Origin of the sequence: Castellaniella denitrificans, from assembly GCF_042653765.1 — a bacterium.
Taxonomy (GTDB): Bacteria; Pseudomonadota; Gammaproteobacteria; order Burkholderiales; family Burkholderiaceae_B; genus Castellaniella; species Castellaniella denitrificans.
The window spans coordinates 409861-432062 of sequence record NZ_JBHSEZ010000028.1 but is presented as its reverse complement, the minus strand read 5'-3'; the positions used below and the strand labels follow the sequence as shown (position 1 = coordinate 432062).

Genomic DNA, 22202 nt, shown 5'->3' with positions numbered 1-22202 from the left:
CCGTGCCCGCCCCATGACGACGACACCGCAGACTCCCGCCCCGTCCCTGGCCGAGCGCCGCAACCGCGCGCTGGACATCCTGCGTTTCACGCTGGACTTCGCCGCGCACCGCAAGCTGACCCGGGTGGCCTCCAGCCTGACCTTCACCACGGTGCTGGCGATCGTGCCGATGCTGGCCGTGGTGCTGGCGCTGTTCACCGCCTTTCCGCTGTTCGCCGAATTCCACCAGGCCCTGGAAACCTTCCTCGGCGAAAGCCTGCTGCCGCCCTCGGTGTCGGACACCATCATGCGCTACCTGAACCAGTTCGCGGCGCAGGCGTCCGGACTGACGGCGGTGGGCGGCGCCTTCCTGGTCGTGACCTCGATCCTGCTGATCATGACCATCGACGAGGCCTTCAACGAAATCTGGAACGTCGCCCGCCAGCGCCCCATGCGCCAGCGGCTGCTGGTGTACTGGGCGATCATTTCCCTGGGGCCGATCCTGATGGGCGCCAGCCTGTGGGCCAGTTCGGTGCTGGCGCGGGAATCCCTGGGCTACATCGGCGACCTGCCCGAAGGCGTCGGCCTGCTGCTCAACCTGGTGCCCCTGCTGTTGTCGGTCCTGGGCTTCACCGCCCTGTTCGTATTCGTGCCCAACTGCCGCGTGCTGTGGCGCGACGCCGCGCTGGGCGGGCTGGGCACGACGGCGGTGCTGGCCGTCATGAAGGCCGGGTTCACCGCCTACCTGACGCGCTTCCCCTCCTACACCGTCATCTACGGGGCGTTCGCCACGCTGCCGATCTTCCTGCTGTGGATCTACCTGTCCTGGCTGGTGGTGCTGATGGGCGCCACGGTGGCCTCGCTGCTGCCGGCGCTGCGGCTGCACCGCTGGGCGCTGCAGCGCCAGGTCGGCGCCCAGGCCGTCGACGCGCTGGGGATCCTGCGCATCCTGTGGCAGGCGCGTGGCGCGCTGCCGCCGGGGCGCAGCCCGGGCTACCTGGAAAAACACCTGCGCGTCCATCCCGACGCCCTGCGCGACATGCTTGGCGCCCTGCGCGAACTGGGCTACGCCGTCCCCGTGGCCGATGGCGACCAGTGGGTGCTGGCCTGCGATCCCGCCCGGGCCGACATCGGCCCGCTGGTGGACAAGCTGCTGATCGATCGCGCCCAGGCGGGGCTGCGGCCGGGCACACTCGACGCCGTGGCCCGGACCCTGCTGGGCGATCCTCCCGTCCTGGACGCGCTTTTCGCCGGCGACGCTACCGAAAACCGGGACGATGATGCACAATAGTGAACAAACAGCCGGACCACGGCGCCACTGGGAATCGACATGCTGAAAGTCAATGAAATCCTGCGCGTGAAGGGGCACACGCTGTACACCGGGACGCCCGACATGCCGGTGCGCGAGGCCATCGCCACGATGAGCCAGCTCGACATCGGCTCGCTGGTCATCATGGACCACGGCCAGCTCGCCGGCATGCTGACCTTCCGCGAGATCATCAACCACCTGAACGCCCACGACGGCCAGGCCGGCGACTACACGGTGCGCAGCATCATGGACGACGCGCCCGTCAGCGTCACGCCCAACACCGACGCCGACGAGGTCCAGCGCCTGATGCTCGACAAGCACGCCCGCTACATTCCGGTGATGGACGGCCCCACCCTCATGGGCGTGATCTCGTTCTACGACATGGCGCGCGCCATCGTCGAGGCCCAGCAGTTCGAGAACGACATGCTGAAGGCCTACATCCGCGACTGGCCTTCCGACGCGTCGGACGCGCCGGCCCGTTGATGTCCTGTTCCGGCGCCGGCCATCAGGCCAGCGCCTGCCAGGCACGGCGCAGGATCCCGGGGCCTTCGGCCCGCAACAGCGCGGGATCCGACAGCATGCGCCGCCATTGCCGCGCCCCGGGACGGCCGGTGCGCCAGCCCAGCACGCCACGCATCATGATGTGCATCGGCACGCCGCGCGCGTGCTGCGCGGCCACGTAATCCACCCAGGCGTCCAGGATGGCCTCGGATCCGGGGGGCGTCTCGCCGGGCGCCATGCGCCGGTCCAGTTCGGCCAGGATGTCGGGATGGTGCCAGGCGGCCCGGCCCAGCATCACGCCATCCAGGCGCTCCATCCAGTCCATGCAGGCATCGACGTCGGCCAGCCCGCCGTTCAGCACGAACGCCGCGTCCGGGAAATCCCGTTTCAGACGTTCGGCGTCCGCGTAGCGCAGCGGCGGCTTTTCCCGGTTGTCCTTGGGCGACAGTCCCTTCAGGACCGCGTTGCGCGCATGGACGATGAACACCCGGCAACCGGCCTCGAACAGGATGCCGACGAAATCGCGCACGAAATCGTAGGACTCGTCGTAGTCCAGGCCCAGGCGGTGCTTGACCGTCACCGGTACCGACACGGCGTCCCGCATGGCGCGGACGCAATCGGCGACCAGATGCGGCTCGGCCATCAGACAGGCCCCGAAGGCGCCGCGCTGGACCCGCTCGGACGGGCAGCCGCAGTTCAGGTTGATCTCGTCGTAGCCCCGGCGCTCGCCCAGCCGGGCGCACTGCGCCAGCGCGTCCGGCTCGCTGCCGCCCAGCTGCAGGGCCACGGGATGCTCGGCCGGATCGAAATCCAGGTGCCGGCCCACGTCGCCGTGCAGCAGGGCGCCGGTGGTGATCATCTCGGTGTACAAGCGGGCACGCGGCGAGAGCAGGCGATGGAAATAGCGGCAATGCCGGTCCGTGACGTCGATCATCGGCGCCACGCACAGCCGCCAGGGCCTGGATTCCGGATCGGCGGGCGGGATGGACGGCGCGGCGGGATCGGCATCGATCCGGACGCCGGATGGGGACAGGGGCATGGCGGGGCATTCTTGGACAATCTTCCATTTTAACCGGGCGCGCGAGGGCCGCGCGGCCGCCACGCGGCGCCGGTCGCGCCGTCGGCCGGCCCCGGCCGGCTTTTCGTCTAAAATTCCGGCTGACCGATCCCGACCCGAACTCCGGCCTTCCGCGGCCGCATGCGTATTCCCATGGCCGTATTCACTCCCGTCACCGAAGACGACGCCCGCGCCCTGCTGCGGCGCTACCAGCTGGGCGAACTGGTCGCCCTGCGCGGCATCACCGCCGGCATCGAGAACACCAATTACTTCCTCGACACCACGCGGGGCGCCTATGTGCTGACCCTGTTCGAGGTCCTGACCGCCGAGCAGCTGCCGTTCTACATCGAGCTGATGCACCACCTGGCCGGCCGCGGCGTGCCCGTGCCCGAACCCCAGACCCTACTCGACGGCACCCGCCTGACCACCCTGAACGGCAAGCCGGCCGCGATCGTCACGCGCCTGTCGGGCGGCTACGAGCCCGAGCCCGGTCCGGCCCACTGCGCCCTGGCCGGACAGACCCTGGCCCGTGCCCACCTGGCCGCGCGGGACTTCCCCATCCACCAGCCCAACCTGCGCGGCCTGGATTGGTGGAAGGCCACCGCGCCCGCCCTGGCGCCCTTCCTGGACGCCGGCCAGGCCGAACTGCTGCGCGGCACGCTGGGCGAGCAGATCGCCTTCGCCGCCGCGGGCGCCCCCGCGAAGCTGCCCTTCGGCCCCGCGCACTGCGACCTGTTCCGCGACAACGTGCTGTTCGACGGCACCTTCGAGTCGCCCCACATGGGCGGCTTCATCGACTTCTACTTCGCCGGCTGCGACACCTGGCTGTTCGACGTGGCGGTCAGCGTCAACGACTGGTGCATCCACCGGGCGACGGGGGCTTTCGTGCGCCGCCGCCTGGAAGCCTGGCTGCAGGCCTACCACGCCGTGCGCCCCTTCACCGAGGAAGAGCGCGCCGCCTGGCCGGTGATGCTGCGCGCGGCGGCCCTGCGCTTCTGGATTTCCCGCCTGTACGACTTCCACCTGCCCCGGCCGGCCCAGACGCTCAAGCCGCACGATCCGCGCCACTTCGAACGCATCCTGCGGCTGCGCACCGAGCAGCCCGCGCCCGCCCTGCCCCGCCCATGACGACACCCCTGCAAGCCGCCATCCTGCCTCCCGGCGCCGGCTGGTCCTGGATCGCCCAGGGCATCCGGCTGTTCCGCCGCCAGCCCATGGCCATGCTCTTCTGGAGCATCGCCACCAGCTTCTTCATCAACGTCGGCGCCCTCGTCCCGGTGCTGGGCCAGACCGCGCTGGTGCTGCTCACCCCGCTGCTGACCTTCCTGACGCTGTGCGCCTGCCGCAACCTGGACGAGGGCGTGCGCATGATCCCCGGCATGTGGCTGCGGCCGCTGCAGGCCCCCGGCGTCACGGGCGCATTGCTGAAGCTGGGCCTGGCCTATCTGGGCTGCTCCTTCGTCGCCGCCCTGGCCGCCGTGCTGCCCTTCCTGTCCTCGATGCTCGATGCCCTGGGCACCGCCGAGCAACCCGATTTCACCGCCCTGGCCCAGGCCATGCAGGGCCCGCTGATGGTGTTCGGCCTGTTCTACGTGCTGCTCTCGGCCCTGTTCTGGCACACGCCGGCCCTGGTCGGCTGGCATGCCCTGCCCCTGCGCCGGGCGCTGTTCTATTCCATGGTCGCCTGCTGGCGCAACAAATACCCCATCGTCGTCTACGTGGCGACCTGGGCCGCCGCGTTCTTCGGCCTGCACGGCCTGCTGGACGGACTGGCCGCCGCCGGGGTGTCCATGGCCCTGCTGGCCTGGCTTTCCCTGCCGCTGGACGTCGTGGTCACGGCCCTGCTGTATTGCAGCTTCTATCCCATCTACACGACGATCTTCCGCGCCAGCCAGGCGGCCTCGACCTGAGCCCGCCAATCCCGCCGGGCGCAATAGCCCGCGGGCAGCTCCACGACGGCCCGCGCGCGGCGGCGCAGCGCGCAACGCCCCGGACCGACCCGGGGCATCATCCCCACGATCCGCCCTTCAGCGTCCAGGAACACCAGGTCCACGGGCCGCGCCAGCCCCAGCGTATGCACGGCGCGGCATCCCGGCAGCAGCAGCCCCCGGGGTCGCGCGCCCCACTCCGGCCACAGGCGCAGGCCGAGCAGCCGCGCGGCGAAGGAACGCGCGCAATACAGGCGCAGCGGCCGGGCCGTGTCCAGCCACGATGCCGGCTCCCCGGGGCCGCGCCAGGCCAGCCGCCGATAGGGTCCCGGCCGACGGGGATCGGCTCCGGGGACGCTCACCATCCCGCGTCCAGCAGCTTCACCGCCACGGGAAAGCCGATGACCAGGAAAGTGCAGGGAAAGATGCACAGCACCATGGGAAACAGCATGCGCACGGGCGCCTCCAGGGCCAGCTTCTCGGCGCGCAGGAACCGCTCGCTGCGCTGGCGCTCGGCCTGGGCCCGCAGCAGGGGCCCCAGGCTCATGCCCAGGCGGTCGGCCTGGGCCAGGGCCGAGACCAGGCCGCGGACTCCGGGCACATCCGCATGATCCGCCCAATGCTGCAGCCAGCGCGGCCGGTCCATGCCGGTGCGCTCCAGCGCGGCCGCGTCCCGCAGGCTCTGCCGCAGCGGGCCTTCCGGCGCATGGCCGGCCACCTGGCGCAGGGCCGCCGGCAGGCTGAGGCCGGCTTCCACGCACAGGGTCAGCAGATCCAGCATGAAGGGCAGCTCGCGCATCATCCGCAGCCGGCGTGCAGCCGCGCGGCGGCGCAAGGCCTGGTCCGGCCACACGAAGCCCAGCAGGGCGCCCGCCAGCGCCGACAGGATGCCGATCCGCGCCGGGGCGGAAGCCATCCATGCCCCCGCACCGGCCAGCACGGCGCCGCAGCCGGCCGCCAGTACGCAGGCCGCCAGCCAGCGGTCCGCCTGCCAATGCGCGGCCAGACCCGCGCGCGGTCCCCAGCGCCGCAATTCCCGGCGCATGCGCCAGGTGACGAAAGGCGCGCACCAGGGCGCCAGCGCCAGCACCCAGGGCCACCAGAACGCGGGCGGCCGGGTCCGAAGCTCGCCGCGCGCGGCGGCCCAGGGACCACCCAGCACCCACAGGCCCAGGCAGGCGGCCAGGGCCGCCAGGGACAAGCCGATCCAGAACCACGCCATCTCGTTCCCTCCAGTCGATCATCGGCCGGCCGCCGGCCGCTGCTCGAACCCACCATCCCGTGCGGAGCCCGGCGGCGGCCCGCCGCCTCGCGCCCGGTCCCGCCCGCTACACCTCGACCGCGGCCACCCGCCGGATCCAGAGGATGCCCAGGCCTTCGAGCGCCAGGATCGCCGCCATCACGATCCAGCCGTACCAGGTCCGCCACAGCAGCGCCATGGCCTCGGGTTCCAGGCGGACCAGCACCAGGGCCAGCGCCGCCGGCAGGCCGGCCATGATGCGGCTCTGCATGCGGCCCTGGGCGGTGAGCGCCTCGACCCGGCCCAGCCAATGCTGCCGCGCCCGCAGCGTCTGGGCGATGCTTTCCAGCGTGTCGGCCAGGCTGCCACCCGTGCGGGCGGCGATGCCCAGCGCCGACACCACCAGGCCGCAGGACTCGGTCGGCATGCGGGCGCGCAACTGCAGCAAGGCTTCCTGGAAACCCAGGCCCAGGCGCTGCTCGCGCAGCATCAGGCCGAACTCCTGGGACAGCGGCGGGCCGGACTGGGCCACGAGATGCCGCAGGGCCGGCTGGACTCCGGCCCCGGCACGCAGCGCGCCCGCCAGCGCCTGGACCAGATCGGGCAACTGGGCGTCGAACCGCCGCGCGCGGCGCAGGCGCACGTGGCGCAGGACCAGCGGCGGCGCGCACAGCAGCCCGGCAAGCACGGGCAGCACGCCCCACCAGCGGCCGGCCAGCCAGGCCACCGCCAGCATCAGGACCAGGCCCAGCCCGGCCGCGGCCGGCCGCAGCTGGGCCATGTCCAGGAACAGGAAGGACGCGTCCAGCGTGCGCCGGGTCTCGTCTCGCATGCGTTCCTCGTAGCGCGTCCAGGCGCGGTCCGCCTGTCCGAACAGCCACCAGGCGGCCAGCGCGACGCTGCCCGCGAACACCAGGAAGATCAGGACGGCCATGGCGCGTCTCCGGGGGACGGGGTGTTCAGGCGGGACGCCTCGTCCAGCGCCGCCCGGCCCTGGCGGACGGTGCGGCCGGAGAACAGCGCGGCATCGAGCGCCGCCGCGCCCTCGAAGCCGTCGGGCGGCAGGCCGCAGCCGGCGAACACGGCGGGCGGCCCGGCGCGCCCCAGGAACAGGTCCTGCAGCTGGATGCGCCCGCCTTCCTGGCCCGTCACCTGGACGATCGCGCTCACCAGGCGCCGGCCGTCGGCCGCGCGCACCAGTTGGACGATGAAGTCGATGCTGGAGGCGACGTGCTCGCGGATCGCGGCCAGCGGCAGGTCCATGCCCGCCATGAGGATCATGGTCTCCAGGCGGCCCAGGGCGTCGCGCGGGCTGTTCGCATGCAGCGTGGTCAGCGAGCCCTCGTGCCCGGTGTTCATGGCGGCCAACATGTCGAAGGCCTCGCCGCCCCGGCATTCCCCCACGACGATGCGGTCCGGGCGCATGCGCAGGGCGTTGCGCACCAGGTCGCGGATCTCGACGCGGCCCCGGCCTTCGGCATTCGGCGGCCGGGCCTCCAGGCTGACCAGATGGACGTGGTTCAGGCGCAGTTCGGCGGCGTCCTCGATCGTGATGACGCGCTCGCCGGCCGGGATGGCGTTGGACAGGACGTTCAGCAGGCTGGTCTTGCCCGAGCCGGTACCGCCGGAGACGATCAGGTTCTTGCGATGGCGCACGCAATGCGTCAGGAACCGCGCCATAGCCTCGTCCAGGGCGCCGACCGCCAGCAAGTCGGACATGTCCAGGCGCCGGGCGGGAAACTTGCGGATCGTCAGGCTGGCGCCGCGCAGGGCGATGGGCGCGATCACGGCGTTCACCCGGGAGCCGTCGCGCAGGCGGGCGTCGACCATGGGCGCGCTTTCGTCGATCCGCCGCCCCAGCGGCGCCACGATCCGGTCGATGACGCCCAGCACCGCCTGCTCGCCGCTGAAGCTGGCGGCGGCGCGCGCCAGGCGCCCGCCGCGCTCGATGAAGATCTCGTCGTGGCGGTTGACCATGATCTCCGTGACGCCGGGATCCGCCAGCAGCGGTTCGAGCGGTCCCAGGCCGACGGCCTCGTCCACCAGTTCCCGGACCAGCGCCTCCCGGTCCAGCTCCGGAGGCAGGGCCTCGTCGGCGGCGATCAGGCCGGCCAGCACGGCGGCGGCCTCGGCCCGCAGCGCGGCGTCACTCATCCCGCCGATGTCGCGGCGGCGCAGCTGCAGCGCGGCGATCAGGCCCTCGTGCAAGCGGCGCCGGTGAGGCTGCGCGGCGGATCCGGCCCCATCGGCCGACGGCATCCCCGTCTCGTCCGGACGCGCCCGCCCCGCCCTGTCCCCGGGCCCGGCCCGGCCCGGCCGGCCGGCATGCGGGCGCTCGCCATCGGCCGAGTCCGCCTCCACGGCGCCCGCCGCGCTTTCGTCCGGCGCGCAACCGGCCGCCCCGCTCGGCCCGGCATCCCGCGCTTCCGTTCCCGCCGGCAGGACGCGCAGCAGGCACGGGCCGATGACCACCTCGTCATGCTCCGTGAGCGGGCCATAGGCGGCGACCCGTTCCCCGTTGACGACGGTGCCGCACAGGGAACCGAAGTCCTCGATCCAGAGCTCGTCCTGGCGCAGCAGCAGGCGCGCATGCCGGCGCCCGACCCGCCAGGCGCGCAAGGCCAGGCCGCAGGCCCCGTCGCGGCCGATCAGCAAGGGCAAGGCATACCGCTCGCGCCGGCGGCGGCCATCCTCGAAGCGCAGATCGAGATCGACGGTGTTCATGGCATGGCCTCTTCGGTGGCGCCGCCCGGTCCGGTGGCGGCGCCCTGCCACTGGGAGCCGGGACCAACGGCGCGCGGATTCCAGCCCGGCCCGGGTTCCCGGACGGAAACCGGAGATGCGGACCGGACGGGCGCCAGCAGCACGGGTTCGGCCGGAAACGCCCGGCCCAGGATCGCGTCCGCGCGCCGGGCGCGCAGGCGCAGGTCGGGATGATCCGCCGTCACCAGTTGCGGCGTGACCAGGATGGCCAGTTCCGTTTCGTTGCGCTGGAAGCGCGTCGAACGGAACAGGGCTCCCAGGACAGGCAGGTCGCCCAGGCCCGGCAGGCGATCCACGTTGCGGGCCGTGTCCCGCGACAGGAAGCCGGCCAGCACCAGGGTCTGGCCGGAGCGCACGTTGAATTCGGTGGCCGTGCGGCGGGTCTTCAGGGAAGGCCCGCCCGGCACCGACAGCGACGGATCGATGGCGCTGACCTCGACTTCCAGGCGCGAGCGCACGGCGCCGCTGCGTTCGATGGACGGCGTGATGCGCAGCGACACCCCGTAGGGCTTGAAGGCCGTCTGGGTATTGCCGTTGCCGTCCACCGTGCTGTAGGGCACTTCGCCCCCCGCCAGGAATTCGGCGGTCGCGCCGCTGCGGGCCAGGAGCTGGGGCTGGGCCAGCACCACCGCCCGCCCGTCCTGGGCCAGCAGGTCGATGCGCGCCGACAGCAGCGCGTTGATGCCGAAGTAGCCGGCGGCCCGGGGCGACGGGAAGGCCAGGGGCAGCACGGTTTCGCCCGGCCGGTCGGCGTAGCGGCGGGAACCCCCGTCCCATCCCAGGCCGGCGTTCACGCCGCCGATGCTCTCGCCACCCCAGCGCAGGCCGACCTCGCGCAGCAGGGAGCGCGGCACCTCGACCACGCGCACGTCCAGCAGCACCATCTGGTCCCAGCCGACCGTGCCGGTGAAATCCAGCAATTGCGGGTAGCGGCGCCCCAGTTCCGCCAGGCGCTGCCGGTCGCCGTCGGACAGGTCGTCGCCTTCGACCAGCAGCTTGTCGCCCAGGGACGTCACGCGGGCGCCCGGGATGCGTTCCAGCAGACTGCGCAGTTCGTCCCGCAGCTGGCGCGTCCCTTCGGGCGCGACCTCCACGACATAGCGATAGGCCTGGCCGTCCGCCGTCCAGGCATGCAGCGTGCTGAAACCGGGCTTGCGGGCGAACACGATGACTTCGCGGTCGTCGGTGCTGACGGCGTTCAGGATCTTGCCGTCACCCACCGCCACCCGGGCCACGCCGGGGATGCCCAGCACCCGGACCTCGCCCGCCTGGAGCGCCAGCGGGGTTTCGGCGACGGGAGCCGAAGCGGCTGGAGCGGAGGCGGCCGGGACCGGCATCGCCAGCCCCAAGGACAGGCACAGGGCCGGACACAGGCCACGGGCAGGAAGCGGGCGCGGATTCATGGCGTCTCCCCGTCTTCGGATTGGACGGTCCGGGCAGCCGGAGCGCCGTCGTCCTCGTCATCCAGTTCCCTCGCCGGGCCGGGCCAGGCCGCCGGGCCCGGCGGCGCGTCGGCCACGAAGACGGCGGGTTCCCCATCGGCCACCGGCGCGCCGCGCTCCGCCTGCCCCGCCAACGCGCGCATCCAGGCGCTGGCCAGGGCCTGCCCTCCGGGCAGGTCGAACCAGCCATTGCCGGGCCGCGCGGGCTGTCCTTCCGGATCGGCCCAGCCCGGCAAGGCGCGGGCGCCCGAAGAGCCGTACAGGATGACGGCCCGCCGGGCCGGTGCGCGCGGCGGCTCGCCCACCCCCAGCAGAGACGCCAGGTCGCCCCGGGCGGCCCGGCGGTCGGCGCGCGCGTCCCCGGGGTGGCGCAGGATGGCGGTCAGCGTGCCCGCCTGGCGGGCGGCGACCAGCTTCACGACGTCCTCGGGTGCCGCGTCGAGCGTCACCGTGGAGTAGGAGGATTCCTCGGCCCCGGCCTCGGAGGCGCGGGTCTCGCGGCCCGTCGCCAATACCAGCACGCCCTGGAGCAGCGGCGCCGTCAGGCGCTTGCGCCTGTGGTCGAAGGACACGTACAGGTCGATCAGGTCGCCGGGCTGCAGCAGGCCGGACAGGGAATTGACCTGGTCCACCGGCAGCGTGATGGCGCGCCGTCCGGGCGCCAGGTGTTCCGAAAAGGCGGGCTGGGGGCGCACGGTGTGCGCGGGCACCAGCGCGTCGCCCGCGCGCACGGCGGTCACCAGGACCCGGCCCTCGAGTTCGCCCAGCCGGGCCAGCGGCAAGGTGTCGCCGCCCACCCAGCGGGCGGGAAAGCTGCGCACGGCCAGGTCGTCCGGCGTCAGCCGGGCACCGGCCGCGAGATCCCGGGCGGCCACGATGCGCTCGACCATGTCCAGGCGGGCGCGGTCCTCGATCTGCCGCTCGCGCTCGCGCACATGCAGGGCCAGGGCGCCCGCCGCCAGCAGGCCGGTGCCCAGGGCCAACGCCCCCAGGACGGCGGATCGGGGGACGAGCGGAAAAGGGAACGTCATGAGGACTCCTTGGTCCGGTGCCAGAAGGTCAGGGCGACGGCGTCGGCCCGGGGGTGGAGATGGACCGTGAGGCGGGCGCCGTCCGGTTGCGTCCATTCGCCGGCCGCCGAGAGCGCGCGGCCCGCCGCCGGGCCGAAGGCCTCGTCGGCCGGCGCCACCGGCCGCCAGCGCCAGTCCCGCAGGGCGCGCAGCACGGCGGCGGCCACGCGCGGGTACGGTCCCGGACATAGGTAGCTGGCCAGAGATCCGGCGCCGCCGGCCATGCGGCTGGAGGCGCGCAGCACGGGCCGCGCCCCGGGCGGCGCGAGCGCCGCCGGATCGAATCCGGCCTCGCGCCGGGGCCCGGGCCCCAGACTGGACAACAAGCCGACCGTGCTTCCGCCGCCGTCATCGGCCGGCCGCAGTTGAGCCAGCCAGTGCCGGCCCTCATGGAGGCCCGACAGCGACAGCACGGCGCCGGAAAATTGCAGCCGGTCGAACCGGGACTCGCCTGCGCGCGTGAGCCGCCGCGCCGCGTCCGCCGGCGCCATCGGAGCCCGGAAACGCCGCACCTGCAAATAGGCGCCGGGGAGATCGAACACCATGGGGGCTGCCCAGGACCATCCGGCCAGGGCCTCGGCCCGGGCCGGATCCCAGGGGCCGGCGGCGGCCGAACCGGCGCACAGCAGCAGGGCCGCCATCAGCATCGAGGGCGGACGCATGCAGGATACGAATGAATTCATGGCTGTCTCCAAGGTTGCAGGTGCGGGCGCGGCACGCTCGCCGTCCAGGGGACGATCCAGTCCCAATCGGGCAAGGCGCGGCCCCAGGCGGCGTCCACCCCCTGGAGACGGCCCAGAACCGCCCGGCCCGCCGCCCGGGAGGCCGAAGCCGCATCACCCCAGGCGCGCGGACTGTCCGCGAGGGCCGCCTGGACGGCGGCATCGCCTGTGGCCGCGCCATCGCCGCTCAGGATCGCGGTATGGCGGCGCAGGCCGAGCCCCAGCCGGTCGAAATCGCGCAAGTCCCCCGCCGTCGCACGCGCGCCGGCGGTCCGGACCCGGGCGACGGCGCGCCAGACGTCCGGATCGCCCAGCCGCAATTCCCGGCGCAGGTCCGCCGCCCCGGCCACGGGATCGCCAGGCTGCCGGCCGGCCGGGACGCCGAGCGGCTCCAGGGCCAGACTGGCCTCGTCCGCCAGGAAATCCAGCCCTTGCCGGGTCCGCCAGCGATGCCCGGGCGCATCCAGGTAGCCATCCGCGCCGGACTCCAGCGCCTCCGGCGCCAGACCCTGGAGGGCATGGGCGAAGGCGGCGCGGCGGCTGGCATGGGCCAGTTGCAGGCCGACATCCTGCAGGCGTCCCAGCCAGGCGATGCCCAGCCACAGGCTGCCCAGCGCGGCCAGCGCGACGAGGGTCTCGGCGAGGGCCTGGCCGCCCTGATGCGGATGAACGGACATGTCAGTCTCCCGGTGCGTCGGACAACCCGGCTGCCAGGCGCGCGTGCCAGTAGGGATGGAACAGGCTGGGGGTTTCGTCGAGGCCGTCCGCCCGCCGCTCGGGCCGGGAAAACAGGCTTTCCGCGGCGCTGCGGGCGCGGATCGGGCGGCCCGAGGCATCCGGCAGTTCCATGCGCACGACGAACCCCGACGCGGCGTCCGGACTGGCCCCGGCGCCGACGTCCAGGTAGTCGCCCAGGCCGCGGGAGGCCCAGGACCGCCGGTCCCGCAGCGCATAGGAATTGGCGAGGGGATTGTCCCGGCCGCCCACCAGGTCCCATTGCGTCGCCGCCCGCACCCAGCGCCAGAAATCCTGGTCGGCGAAGTCTTCCGGCGGCACATCGACGTGATCCGCGTCCATCGCCTGGCCGGGCCGCGCCGGCATCCAGGCCCAGCCCATGGCGTATTCCCGGTAGTAGCAGCCGATCCAGCGGTTGGAGCGCACCGCGTGGAAGGACTGCGTGTCCCCCGCCCGCCAGCGGCCGGACTCGTCCAGCGCCGTGCCCCCGCGCCGCCGCAGTTCGTGGCGCAGGTGCGGACAACGGGCGCTGACCGGCCAGGGATTGCGCGCCGTATGGTCCCGCGGACCGAGGAAGGGATACAGGCCGGCCAGATCGCGCACCCAGTCGAACAACGGCGCGTCCGGCGCATGGCGGCGCAGCAGGCCGGGCCAGGCGTCGTCCGCCACCACGGGCTGCAGATCGCCGGACTTGCGTTCGGGATAGTGGGCGGCCAGCACGGCCCGCATCGCATCCAGGCGCGCCTGGGGCAGGTCCCGGGCCAGGGCGCGCGACAGGTCCGCCGACCGCTCGTGCACGAAGCGTTCGTGCGCGGCGTAGGCCCGGCCCAGGGCCCCATCGGCGCGCGCCTGGGCCTCCAGGCCGGCGGCGGCCGCCGCCGCCAGGTAGGCGCGGCCGTGATCGGCGCCGAACAGCATGCCGATCAGGTGGGCGGGCGGATTGCCCTGGGCCAGGCGGCGCGATTCCATGCCGGCGTATTGCGCCCAGCTGCCTAGCGTGACCAGGTGCGCCATGGCCAGCTGGTGCGCCATCCGGGCACGGTTCAGGTAAGCCAGGAAATTCAGGGTCCGGGCCTGGACCAGGGCGCCGCTGTAGGCGGCGGCGTCCAGGCCGTGGACCAGCCGGGTCTTGGCCGCCAGGACCTGGCCGGTGGCGAAATAACGCGTCCAGGCCAGGGCCAGCACGGCCGCCAGCAGCATGCCCAGCACCAGGACCTGGCCCTGCTGGCCGCGGTGCGGATGGCGGAGGCCGGCCATGTCACTGCCCCGCCGCCGCATTGCCGGTGAAGGACTTCAGCGATTTGGCGGCCGCCTGGGCCGCGGCGGATTCGGCCGCCGTCTGGGCGATGCGGGACTGCTCGGAGCCGTCTTCCCCGGCGATCTCGCGTGCCATGGCCGCCGTCTGGGCGCGGATCACCTGCCCGAAGAGCTGGTAGACCGCGATGGCGGCCACGGCCACTAGGGCGACGACCACCACGTACTCGACCATGGCCTGCCCGCGCTGCGCGGCCCGGGCGGCCGGACCGAGCCGGGGCGTCAGGAGAACGGGCGCATCCGGCGTGCCCGGCCGGACCGGTTCGCGCACGGCGCCGAAGGACGGCGCGCCGGGAAGGATGCGGCGAAGGCGGCCGGAAGACGGTCCGGGACGGGCGCGGCGCGGCAGGCGAAGGAAGGCGGACATGGCGGGCTCCGGAAAGAGGATGGAGCCCAGTGTGCCCCGCCCTCGCCTGCCCGCCTATTCGCACTTCCCGTCCTGGCTGAAAGTGTCCCGCCCGCCGGCCGCGCGTGGAGTTCCGCCGGCCCGGCGCCTGCGTCCAGGGCGGGCCCGGACCATCCGGCCGATCCGGGTCCGGGTCCGGAGCGCGGGCCGGACCGGCGCGGCCGAAGGATCAGCCGATGCGCAGGCGCAGGGTGCCCAGCCCCTCGATGGCGGCCTCGAGCCGGTCGCCCGGCTCGACGGCGCCGACCCCGGCCGGCGTGCCGGTGAAGATCAGGTCGCCGGCCCGCAGTTCGAACAGCGTGGACAGGTAGGCGATGGCTTCCGGCACCGACCAGATCATGTCCGACAGGTCGCCCGACTGGCGCGGCTGGCCGTTGACCGACAGGGTGATCGCCCCCTTCGCCATCGCGCCGGCGGAAGCGGCCGGATGCAGCGGTCCGATGGGCGCGCTGTGGTCGAAGGCCTTGCCGGTTTCCCAGGGACGGCCGGCCTTCTTGGCTGCGCCCTGCAGGTCGCGGCGCGTCATGTCCAGGCCGATGGCGTAGCCCCAGACGCAGGCGGCCGCCTGCCCGGGCGTCAGGTCGCGGCCGCCCGATCCCAGCGCGGCGACGAGTTCGACCTCGTGGTGCAGGTCCCGGGTGAGCGGCGGGTACGGCAGCACGCCCTCGGCGCCGTCGGCGACGTTCAGGACGGCGTCGGCGGGCTTGGCGAAGAAGAACGGCGGCTCGCGCCCGGAATCGCCCATTTCCCGCGCATGTTCCGCGTAGTTGCGGCCGACGCAGTAGATGCGCCGCACGGGGAAGCGGGCCGACGTGCCCTGGACGGCCACGGTGGCCGCCTCGGGACGGGGAATCACGGTTTCACTCATCCCTTGGCCTGCTCGTAGCGCTCGACGGAGGAGCGGATTTCCTGCTTGGCGGCGTCCACGCCCGACCAGCCCTGGACCTTGACCCACTTGCCCTTTTCCAGGTCCTTGTAGTGCTCGAAGAAGTGCTGGATGCGCTGCAGTTCCTCGGCCGGCAGGTCCGCCGTCGATTCGATCTGGCGGTACGGCGGGTAGAGCTTGTCGACCGGACGGGCCAGGAGCTTGGCGTCCTTGCCGGCTTCGTCTTCCATGTTCATCACGCCCAGGGCGCGGCAGCGGATCACCGAGCCGACCTGCACCGGGAACGGCGCGATCACCAGCACGTCCACCGGATCGCCGTCTTCCGACAGGGTCTGGGGGATGTAGCCGTAGTTGCAGGGGTAGTGCATGGCGGTCAGCATGAAGCGGTCCACGAACACGGCGCCGCTGGCCTTGTCGACTTCGTACTTGACCGGGTCCGCGTTCATCGGGATCTCGATCACGACGTTGAATTCCTCGGGCAGCTTGTCGCCGGCCGGCACACGATCTAGGCTCATGGGGTTCCTTGATAGGTCAGACAGAAAAATCTATTTGCGCGCGCCGCCGTCCGAGGTCTGGGACATGTCCACCCCGGGGATGGGCGCAGTGTCGAAGTATTCGTCCTCGGCGGGCGCGGATGCGGCCGGCGCCCCGGCCGAGGGGCCGGGAGGCGGCGGCGCGGACACGGGATCCGCGGCAACGTCCGTCTCGTCCTGGACATAGACGCCGCTGGCGGCATACGACGTGGCCAGCGGCGGTTCGCCGGGCGCCGCCTCGGCCGCTTCGTCCGTCTCGTCGAAGCGGGGATCGCCGCGCGTGTCGGCGGCCGGCAGCAGGCGGTCGACGGCGGGGATTTCGGCATCCGCCGCCTGGCAGGCCAGCCGCCAGTTCCGCAGGGCCTGCTCGGGATGGCCCAGCGCGTCGTGCAGGTTGCCCAGCAGGGCGTGGATGTGGGTGTCGGCGCGCAGGGCCAGGCTGCGTTCCAGGTAATGTTCGCCCTGCCCCCAGAGCCGGGCCGCCAGGCAGATCTGGCCCAGCGCCGCCAGCAGGCCAGGGTGGTCGGGATTGGATCTCAGCCAGAGCTCGGCATGGCCGAGCCGGTGGCTGGCCTGGGCCGCGTCGCAATGGGCGTAGACGCGCAGCAGGCGGTCGTCCAGCCGGCGGCCGAGGGCGGCTTCCAGGATGCGGGCCGATTCGGCCGGATGGCCCAGCCTGGCCTGGGCCTGGGCGCCGGCCAGCGCCACGTCCGGATCCAGCCGCTCGGCGGCGCTCAGGTCGCCCCAGAGGGCGTCCCAGCCGGATTCCTCGACCCGGGACAGGCGCTGCGCGGTCGATTCCCGGATGAATTGGCGAGCCTGGGCTTCGTCGATGGCGCCCCGGCGCAGCAGCAGGCGCGTGAGTTCGTACACGCGGTCCGCATGGCCCAGCTGGCGGTGGGCGCGCAGCAGCAGGCGCGTGCCGTGCAGGAAGCGCGACGAGGCGTCCTGCAGCGGTTCGAGCAGGGCCAGGGCTTCTTCGGCGCGGTTCTGGTCCAGGTACATTTCAGCCGTCACCGTGTCCACGGCCTGGCGCAGGCGGGAATCCTGGCCGGCGCCTTCCTGGGCGAGCCGCAGAACCTGGTCGCGCCGCGCGGTTTCGCCCAGCAGGTGCAGGGCGCGCGCCGCGCTGAGCCCGGCCAGCACCTTGCGGTCGGCCGAGCGGGTGCGCGACACCAGGCTGGACAGGTCTTTTTCAGCCTGGACGTAGCGGCCTTCGAGCACGTTGATCCAGCCGCGTTCGAGCAGTTCGACGTCGCGCTTCTGGGCGCGGCGCCCGCGCCAGGCGCGCAGGCGGCCGGGGCTGTTCCCCAGCCAGCTCAGCGCGCGCAGCAGCCAGTGCAGCGCAAGGAAGGCCACCAGCGCGAGCACGACGGCCAGCGACAGGGACAGTTCGATGCGCCACGGCTGGGCGACGATGAGGACGTTGCCGCCGTGCTCGCGCAGCACCAGGGCCAGCGCCACGGCGGCCGCGAACAGAATCAGGGTCCAGATCCAGGATCGCATCGCGCTCCCCTCAGACCGCGCCGGCGGGCGCAACGGCGGGCGATTGCGTCACCGGGGCGTCGTCGTCCTGGCCGGAATCGTCGGGGACGCCGCCATCCTGCTCGTCTTCCTCGGCGGCGGCGGCATCCCGGGCGGCGGCGATCGCGGCCAGGCTGTTGTCCACGGTCGGCAAGGCGACCTCGATCGCGGTGTCATGCAGTTCGCGGGCGATCTTCAGGGCCTCGCGGGAGGACTCGGCGCGCATGTCGTAGCGCTGGTCGATGGCCCTGGACAGCTGCCCGAGTTCGGCCTGCCAGATGCGCGACTGGCGCATCATCAAGGCCAGCTGGGCCGTCACGGCCCGCTGTTTCAGGACCTCGCGGAAGCGCAGGGCCTGGTCGGGCGACATCAGCAGCGCGGCCGCGTCGTCCACCCGGCGCACGTCGAACAGGCCGCGCAGATCCTGCGACAGCATGCCGGCCGCGTCCCGCGTCCATTGCCAGGCGCCGGCGGCCACCGCGCGCCAGCCCTCGGGCGCCGGCCCGGCCGGAGCCTGGGAGGCGGCGGCAGGCGCCTGCGCCGGCGCCGCGGGGGCAACCTGGCCGGCCGCGGGCGCGGCAGTGTCCGGGACCAGCAACGGCGCGGTCCCGATCAGGTCGGACAGGCGGTCGATCCGCGCCGACAGGGCCGGCAAGTCGATGGTCGCCACGGCGCGCAGGCGGTCCAGGTCGCCGTTGATCGACTGCTGCAGCGCCGCCAGCCCGGGGCGGTTGGCGCGCGCCAGCTGGGCCTGCGCGGCTTCGAGGGAGATGATCGCGTTGGCGACGTTGCCGCCCAGGGCGAGCTGCTGCTGGGCGATGGTGACCAGGTGGTCGATGTCGTTGAGCAGCAGCAGGTCGGAGCCGCTGTCCGTCATCATCCGCAGGGCCTGGTCGAGTTCCTGGACCTGGCTGGAGGTGGTGTCCAGGGCGCCGCGCAGATCCTCGATCCGGGCGGCCTGCTCCTGGACCAGGGACAGGGCCTGCCCCGCCTGGGCGCGGGTCTCCTGGACGAGCTGGACGCTTTGCTCGTGCTGCCGCTGCAGGTCGGCGCGCAGGGCGCGGTACTGCCGGTTCTGGTAGTACAGCGCGCCCCCGAGGACCAGGGCGAGCAGGACCAGCAGGACCACCGCCAGGACGGGGCCTCCCGACCGTGTCCGTCCCGCCCCTGCCTGGGCCGTTGCCAGCGCCGAGGCGGGCGTCGCCGATTCGGGGGTCGGTGCGGGCGAGCTGTGATCGGTATCGGTCATGGCGGCGTACGGGTCCTTCTAGGCTGATCTCGCAGATGCCAATATAGCCTGAAACAAGGCGGCCTCATCGGGCGCGCTCAGGCGCACGGTCAGCGCGCCCGCGGGGCGATCGGCATAGATGCATTGTAAACGCCGCGCGATCCGCTCGTGCAGCGTGACGACCCTCAGGGCGGGCGGCCAGTCCAGGCCCTGGCGGCGCAGGCTGTCGGCCACGGCGTCGACGGCCTCGGGACTGGTCAGCAGCAGCGTACAGCCGGACGAATCCGCCAGGGCGGCGCACACGGCGCGGTCCCAGGCCACGGGGCCGCGCCGGTACAGGGCGTGGCATTCCACCGCCCAGCCGCGCGCCCGCAGCTGCCGCGCGAGCCAGTCGCGCCCCCGCTGCGCCCGGAGGATATGGGCGCGACCCGGCGCCAGGCCCGCGGCCTCGATGACGGCCAGCAGCGATTCCGAATCGGGGGTGGCGCCGGCACCCGGCGCCAGGACCAGGTCTTCGGGCACGTGGGCGCGCAGCGCCCGGGCGGTCGCCGCGCCCACCGCCGCGGCCCGGACGCCATCCGGCCAGGGCGCGCCGGCGCGGCCGTCGAAACAGGCGTCCACCGCCTGGCGGCTGACGAAGACGCAGAGATCGCCCGCCCGGAACTCTGGGACGGCGGCGTCCAGCCGCTCGATCGCCAGGGCCGGCGCCTCGATCACCGTCGCGCCGGCCGCGCGCAGGGCGCGGGCCAGCGATTCGTTGCGCCCTGCGGGGCGCGTGAGCACGACCGGGGCCTGCGGGTCCATCCCGGGACCGCTCAGGAGGCGGCGGACTCGGACAGGCGGGCCAGGATCGCGTCCGCTCCCTGGCCGAGCAGGTCCCGGGCGACGGCGGCGCCCAGCGTTTCGGCGGCCTCGGGCGCGCCCTCGGCGTGCGCGCGCAGGACGCGGCCGCCGTCGGGTTCCGCCACCAGCGCCCGCAGGTTCAGGCGGCCGTCCCGCAGGACGGCGTACGCCGCCAGGGGCACCTGGCAGGAGCCCCCCAGCGCGCGCGACACGGCGCGCTCGGCCAGGGCGCAGGCGGTGGTCTCGCCGCAGGCCAGCGGCGCCAGCCAGCCCCGCAGATCGGCACGGTCGGCCAGGATCTCGATGCCCAGGGCCCCCTGCCCCGCGGCCGGCAGGCTGAGCTCCACCGGCAGGACGGCGCGAATCCGGTCCGCCAGGCCCAGGCGCCGCAGGCCGGCCGCGGCCAGCACGATGGCGGCGTAGTCGCCCCGGTCGAGCTTGGCCAGTCGGGTGTCCAGATTGCCGCGCAGGGGCTTGACCGCCAGGTGGGGGTAGCGGGCGCGCAGCTGGGCCTCGCGGCGCAGGCTGGAAGTGCCGACGACGGCGCCCGGGGGCAGCTCGTCCAGGGATCCCGCGGTGTTGGACACCAGCGCGTCGCAGGGATCGGCCCGCTCCATGATGGTGGAGAGGGCGAACGGAGCCGTCAGGTCGACCGGCACGTCCTTGAGGGAATGCACGGCCAGGTCCGCGCGCCCGTCCAGCAGCGCGGTTTCCAGTTCCTTGACGAACAGGCCCTTGCCGCCGACCTTGGACAGTGTCCGGTCCAGGATCTGGTCGCCGCGCGTGGTCATTTCCAGCAGTTCGACCCGGCAGCCGGGATACAGGTCCTGGAGGCGGGCCTGCACGTGGCGGGCCTGCCACAGCGCCAGGCGGCTGGCCCGGGTGGCGATGACAAGGGTTTGGGGTGCCGGGGCGTCGGTCATGCGGTGTACCTCGAGAGCAGCAAGCGAAGCAGCAGGCCCAGCGCGGCCAGGATGGCCAGGCCCTGCAGCAGGGTGGGACGTTTCAATTTCATGGCGCGGTCCGTGTGGCGGCCGCCGCGCGGCGGCCCAGCCAGGTGCCCAGGCCCATGACGAGCAGGGCGCCGGCGATTTCGGCGCCCAGGCGGATCGATTCCTGGCCGGAACCCAGCCAGTCCGCCAGGGCGGCGTCGGTGACCAGCATCCCGCCGGCGATCCAGCCCAGCAGGCCCGCGCCCAGCGTCACCACCAGCGGATAGTGGTCGATCAGCCGCAGCACCAGGGTGCTGCCCCAGACGATGATGGGCACGCTCAGCAGCAGGCCGAAGACGACGTAGGCCAGCCGGTGGTCCGCGACGGTGTTCTGGGCCGCGCCGGCGATGGCGATGACGTTGTCCAGACTCATGACGAAATCGGCGATGATGATGGTGCGCACGGCCGCCCAGACGGAGCCGGCGCCCTGGATGCCGTCGTGCGCGCCGCCGTCCGGCAGCAGCAGCTTGATGCCGATCCAGAGCAGCAGCAGCGCGCCGACGATCTTCAGGCCGGGGAACGCGAGCAGCGTCAGCGCGAAGGCGATCAGGGCCACCCGCAGGACGATGGCGCCGGCCGTGCCCCACAGGATGCCCTGCAGGCGCCGGCGGTGTTCCAGGCGGCGGCAGGCCAGCGCGATGACGACGGCGTTGTCGCCGCCCAGCAGGACGTCGATCAGGACGATCTGGAAGACCGCGCCCCAATGCATCTGTCCGAGCCATTCGAGCATGCCGAGCCCGCCTCCTGGTCAATGCGATGGAAAAGAAAAGGCCCCCACGCCGGGGGCCCGGATGATCGGCGCGAGAGCGTCGGCCGCTCCGCGCCGGTCTTTCATTACAGCACGGTTTTGAGCAGCTTGCCCATTTCCGAGGGGTTGCGCGTGGTGCGGATCCCGCAGGCTTCCATGATTTCGAGCTTGGCGTCGGCGGTGTCGGCGCCGCCCGAGATCAGGGCGCCCGCATGGCCCATGCGCTTGCCCGCCGGGGCGGTGACGCCGGCGATGAAGCCGACCACGGGCTTCTTCATGTTGTCCTTGGCCCACTGCGCGGCGTTGACCTCGTCGGGACCGCCGATCTCGCCGATCATGATGACGGCGTCCGTGTCCGGATCGTCATTGAACAGCTTCAGCACGTCGATGTGCTTCAGGCCGTTGATCGGGTCGCCGCCGATGCCGACCGCGCTCGACTGGCCCAGGCCCAGTTCCGTGACCTGCGCCACGGCTTCGTAGGTCAGGGTGCCGGAACGGCTGACGACGCCGATGCGGCCCTTGCGGTGGATGTGGCCCGGCATGATGCCGATCTTGATTTCGTCGGGCGTGATCAGGCCCGGGCAGTTGGGGCCCAGCAGCAGGGTCTTGCGATTCTCGGCGCGCATGCGGTTGCGGACTTCGAGCATGTCGCGCACGGGGATGCCTTCGGTGATGCAGATGGCCAGGTCCAGGTCGGCCTCGACCGCTTCCCAGATGGCGGCGGCGGCGCCCGCGGGCGGCACGTAGATGACCGACACGGTCGCGCCGGTGGCCTGCTTGGCGTCCTTCACGGAGGCGTAGATGGGGATGCCCTCGAAGTCCTCGCCGGCCTTCTTCGGATGCACGCCGGCCACGAAGGCGGCGCGGCCGTTGGCGTAGTCGCGGCACATGCGGGTGTGGAACTGGCCGGTCTTGCCGGTGATCCCCTGGGTGATGACCTTGGTGTCCTTGTTGATCAGAATCGACATGTTCTATTCCCTGT

23 protein-coding genes are annotated in these 22202 nt (G+C 72.9%); 4 read left to right on the top strand and 19 right to left on the bottom strand.

Annotated features, from left to right (window positions below; translation table 11 throughout):
- The first annotated feature begins 13 nt into the window (after nt 1–13).
- Entirely contained in the window at nt 14–1270 is a 1257-nt protein-coding gene (locus ACFO27_RS14105) for a YihY family inner membrane protein (protein WP_376817890.1), read from the top strand.
- Between the two features lie 39 nt (nt 1271–1309).
- Complete coding sequence (locus ACFO27_RS14100; protein WP_376817889.1) at nt 1310–1771, top strand: CBS domain-containing protein; 462 nt, start codon at nt 1310–1312, stop codon at nt 1769–1771.
- A gap of 22 nt (nt 1772–1793) precedes the next feature.
- Here ACFO27_RS14100 and dusA read toward each other — a convergent pair whose 3' ends face one another.
- Nucleotides 1794–2828, bottom strand: a complete 1035-nt coding sequence (dusA, locus tag ACFO27_RS14095; RefSeq protein ID WP_376817888.1) for a tRNA dihydrouridine(20/20a) synthase DusA — start codon at nt 2826–2828, stop codon at nt 1794–1796.
- 171 nt (nt 2829–2999) lie between these two features.
- Here dusA and ACFO27_RS14090 point away from each other — a divergent pair, with 171 nt between their 5' ends.
- Nucleotides 3000–3974, top strand: a complete 975-nt coding sequence (locus ACFO27_RS14090) for a homoserine kinase (RefSeq protein WP_376817887.1) — start codon at nt 3000–3002, stop codon at nt 3972–3974.
- Nucleotides 3971–4756: a BPSS1780 family membrane protein gene (locus ACFO27_RS14085; RefSeq protein ID WP_376817886.1), complete on the top strand. Its 786-nt coding sequence runs from the start codon at nt 3971–3973 to the stop codon at nt 4754–4756. Before ACFO27_RS14090 ends, ACFO27_RS14085 begins: the two co-directional genes overlap by 4 nt.
- On the opposite strand, the gene ACFO27_RS14080 is transcribed toward ACFO27_RS14085, so the two are convergent.
- From ACFO27_RS14080 to sucD, 18 genes are all read right to left on the bottom strand, one after another.
- Complete coding sequence (locus ACFO27_RS14080) at nt 4714–5139, bottom strand: DUF192 domain-containing protein (protein ID WP_376817885.1); 426 nt, start codon at nt 5137–5139, stop codon at nt 4714–4716. The genes ACFO27_RS14085 and ACFO27_RS14080 overlap by 43 nt on opposite strands.
- Complete coding sequence (locus tag ACFO27_RS14075) at nt 5133–5996, bottom strand: type II secretion system F family protein (RefSeq protein ID WP_376817884.1); 864 nt, start codon at nt 5994–5996, stop codon at nt 5133–5135. The genes ACFO27_RS14080 and ACFO27_RS14075 overlap by 7 nt, the downstream gene beginning before the upstream one ends.
- Before the next feature lie 106 nt (nt 5997–6102).
- Nucleotides 6103–6948, bottom strand: coding sequence for a type II secretion system F family protein (locus ACFO27_RS14070; protein ID WP_376817883.1), 846 nt, complete (start codon nt 6946–6948; stop codon nt 6103–6105).
- Nucleotides 6936–8738: an ATPase, T2SS/T4P/T4SS family gene (locus tag ACFO27_RS14065; protein WP_376817882.1), complete on the bottom strand. Its 1803-nt coding sequence runs from the start codon at nt 8736–8738 to the stop codon at nt 6936–6938. The genes ACFO27_RS14070 and ACFO27_RS14065 overlap by 13 nt, the downstream gene beginning before the upstream one ends.
- Nucleotides 8735–10180: a type II and III secretion system protein family protein gene (locus ACFO27_RS14060; RefSeq protein WP_376817881.1), complete on the bottom strand. Its 1446-nt coding sequence runs from the start codon at nt 10178–10180 to the stop codon at nt 8735–8737. The genes ACFO27_RS14065 and ACFO27_RS14060 overlap by 4 nt, the downstream gene beginning before the upstream one ends.
- The gene (gene cpaB / locus ACFO27_RS14055; protein WP_376817880.1) at nt 10177–11250 is read right to left on the bottom strand and encodes a Flp pilus assembly protein CpaB; all 1074 of its coding nucleotides are present in this window, start codon (nt 11248–11250) and stop codon (nt 10177–10179) included. Before cpaB ends, ACFO27_RS14060 begins: the two co-directional genes overlap by 4 nt.
- On the bottom strand, nt 11247–11972 hold the full coding sequence (locus tag ACFO27_RS14050; protein WP_376817879.1) for a hypothetical protein: 726 nt from the start codon (nt 11970–11972) through the stop codon (nt 11247–11249). The genes cpaB and ACFO27_RS14050 overlap by 4 nt, the downstream gene beginning before the upstream one ends.
- Nucleotides 11969–12688 (bottom strand): hypothetical protein, encoded by a 720-nt coding sequence (locus ACFO27_RS14045; protein WP_376817878.1) that lies wholly within the window; start codon nt 12686–12688, stop codon nt 11969–11971. Before ACFO27_RS14045 ends, ACFO27_RS14050 begins: the two co-directional genes overlap by 4 nt.
- Nucleotide 12689: 1 nt before the next feature.
- Nucleotides 12690–14003: a hypothetical protein gene (locus tag ACFO27_RS14040; RefSeq protein ID WP_376817877.1), complete on the bottom strand. Its 1314-nt coding sequence runs from the start codon at nt 14001–14003 to the stop codon at nt 12690–12692.
- A 1-nt stretch (nt 14004) separates the two neighbouring features.
- On the bottom strand, nt 14005–14235 hold the full coding sequence (locus ACFO27_RS14035) for a hypothetical protein (protein WP_323024361.1): 231 nt from the start codon (nt 14233–14235) through the stop codon (nt 14005–14007).
- Nucleotides 14236–14635: 400 nt separating this feature from the next.
- A complete protein-coding gene (locus ACFO27_RS14030; protein WP_376817876.1) occupies nt 14636–15334 on the bottom strand; it encodes a fumarylacetoacetate hydrolase family protein in 699 nt (232 codons plus the stop codon).
- Nucleotides 15331–15867 carry an inorganic diphosphatase gene (gene ppa / locus ACFO27_RS14025; RefSeq protein WP_376817875.1) on the bottom strand — a complete coding sequence of 179 codons (537 nt, stop codon included), beginning with the start codon at nt 15865–15867 and terminating at the stop codon, nt 15331–15333. Before ppa ends, ACFO27_RS14030 begins: the two co-directional genes overlap by 4 nt.
- Before the next feature lie 30 nt (nt 15868–15897).
- A complete protein-coding gene (locus ACFO27_RS14020; protein WP_376817874.1) occupies nt 15898–17391 on the bottom strand; it encodes a heme biosynthesis HemY N-terminal domain-containing protein in 1494 nt (497 codons plus the stop codon).
- A gap of 10 nt (nt 17392–17401) precedes the next feature.
- On the bottom strand, nt 17402–18658 hold the full coding sequence (locus tag ACFO27_RS14015) for a uroporphyrinogen-III C-methyltransferase (protein ID WP_376817873.1): 1257 nt from the start codon (nt 18656–18658) through the stop codon (nt 17402–17404).
- 18 nt (nt 18659–18676) lie between these two features.
- The gene (locus ACFO27_RS14010) at nt 18677–19441 is read right to left on the bottom strand and encodes a uroporphyrinogen-III synthase (RefSeq protein WP_376817872.1); all 765 of its coding nucleotides are present in this window, start codon (nt 19439–19441) and stop codon (nt 18677–18679) included.
- An 11-nt stretch (nt 19442–19452) separates the two neighbouring features.
- The gene (hemC, locus tag ACFO27_RS14005) at nt 19453–20403 is read right to left on the bottom strand and encodes a hydroxymethylbilane synthase (protein WP_376817871.1); all 951 of its coding nucleotides are present in this window, start codon (nt 20401–20403) and stop codon (nt 19453–19455) included.
- 88 nt (nt 20404–20491) lie between these two features.
- Nucleotides 20492–21202, bottom strand: a complete 711-nt coding sequence (locus ACFO27_RS14000; RefSeq protein ID WP_376817870.1) for a TerC family protein — start codon at nt 21200–21202, stop codon at nt 20492–20494.
- A 104-nt stretch (nt 21203–21306) separates the two neighbouring features.
- Nucleotides 21307–22188, bottom strand: a complete 882-nt coding sequence (gene sucD, locus ACFO27_RS13995; RefSeq protein WP_323024202.1) for a succinate--CoA ligase subunit alpha — start codon at nt 22186–22188, stop codon at nt 21307–21309.
- Nucleotides 22189–22202 lie beyond the last annotated feature (14 nt).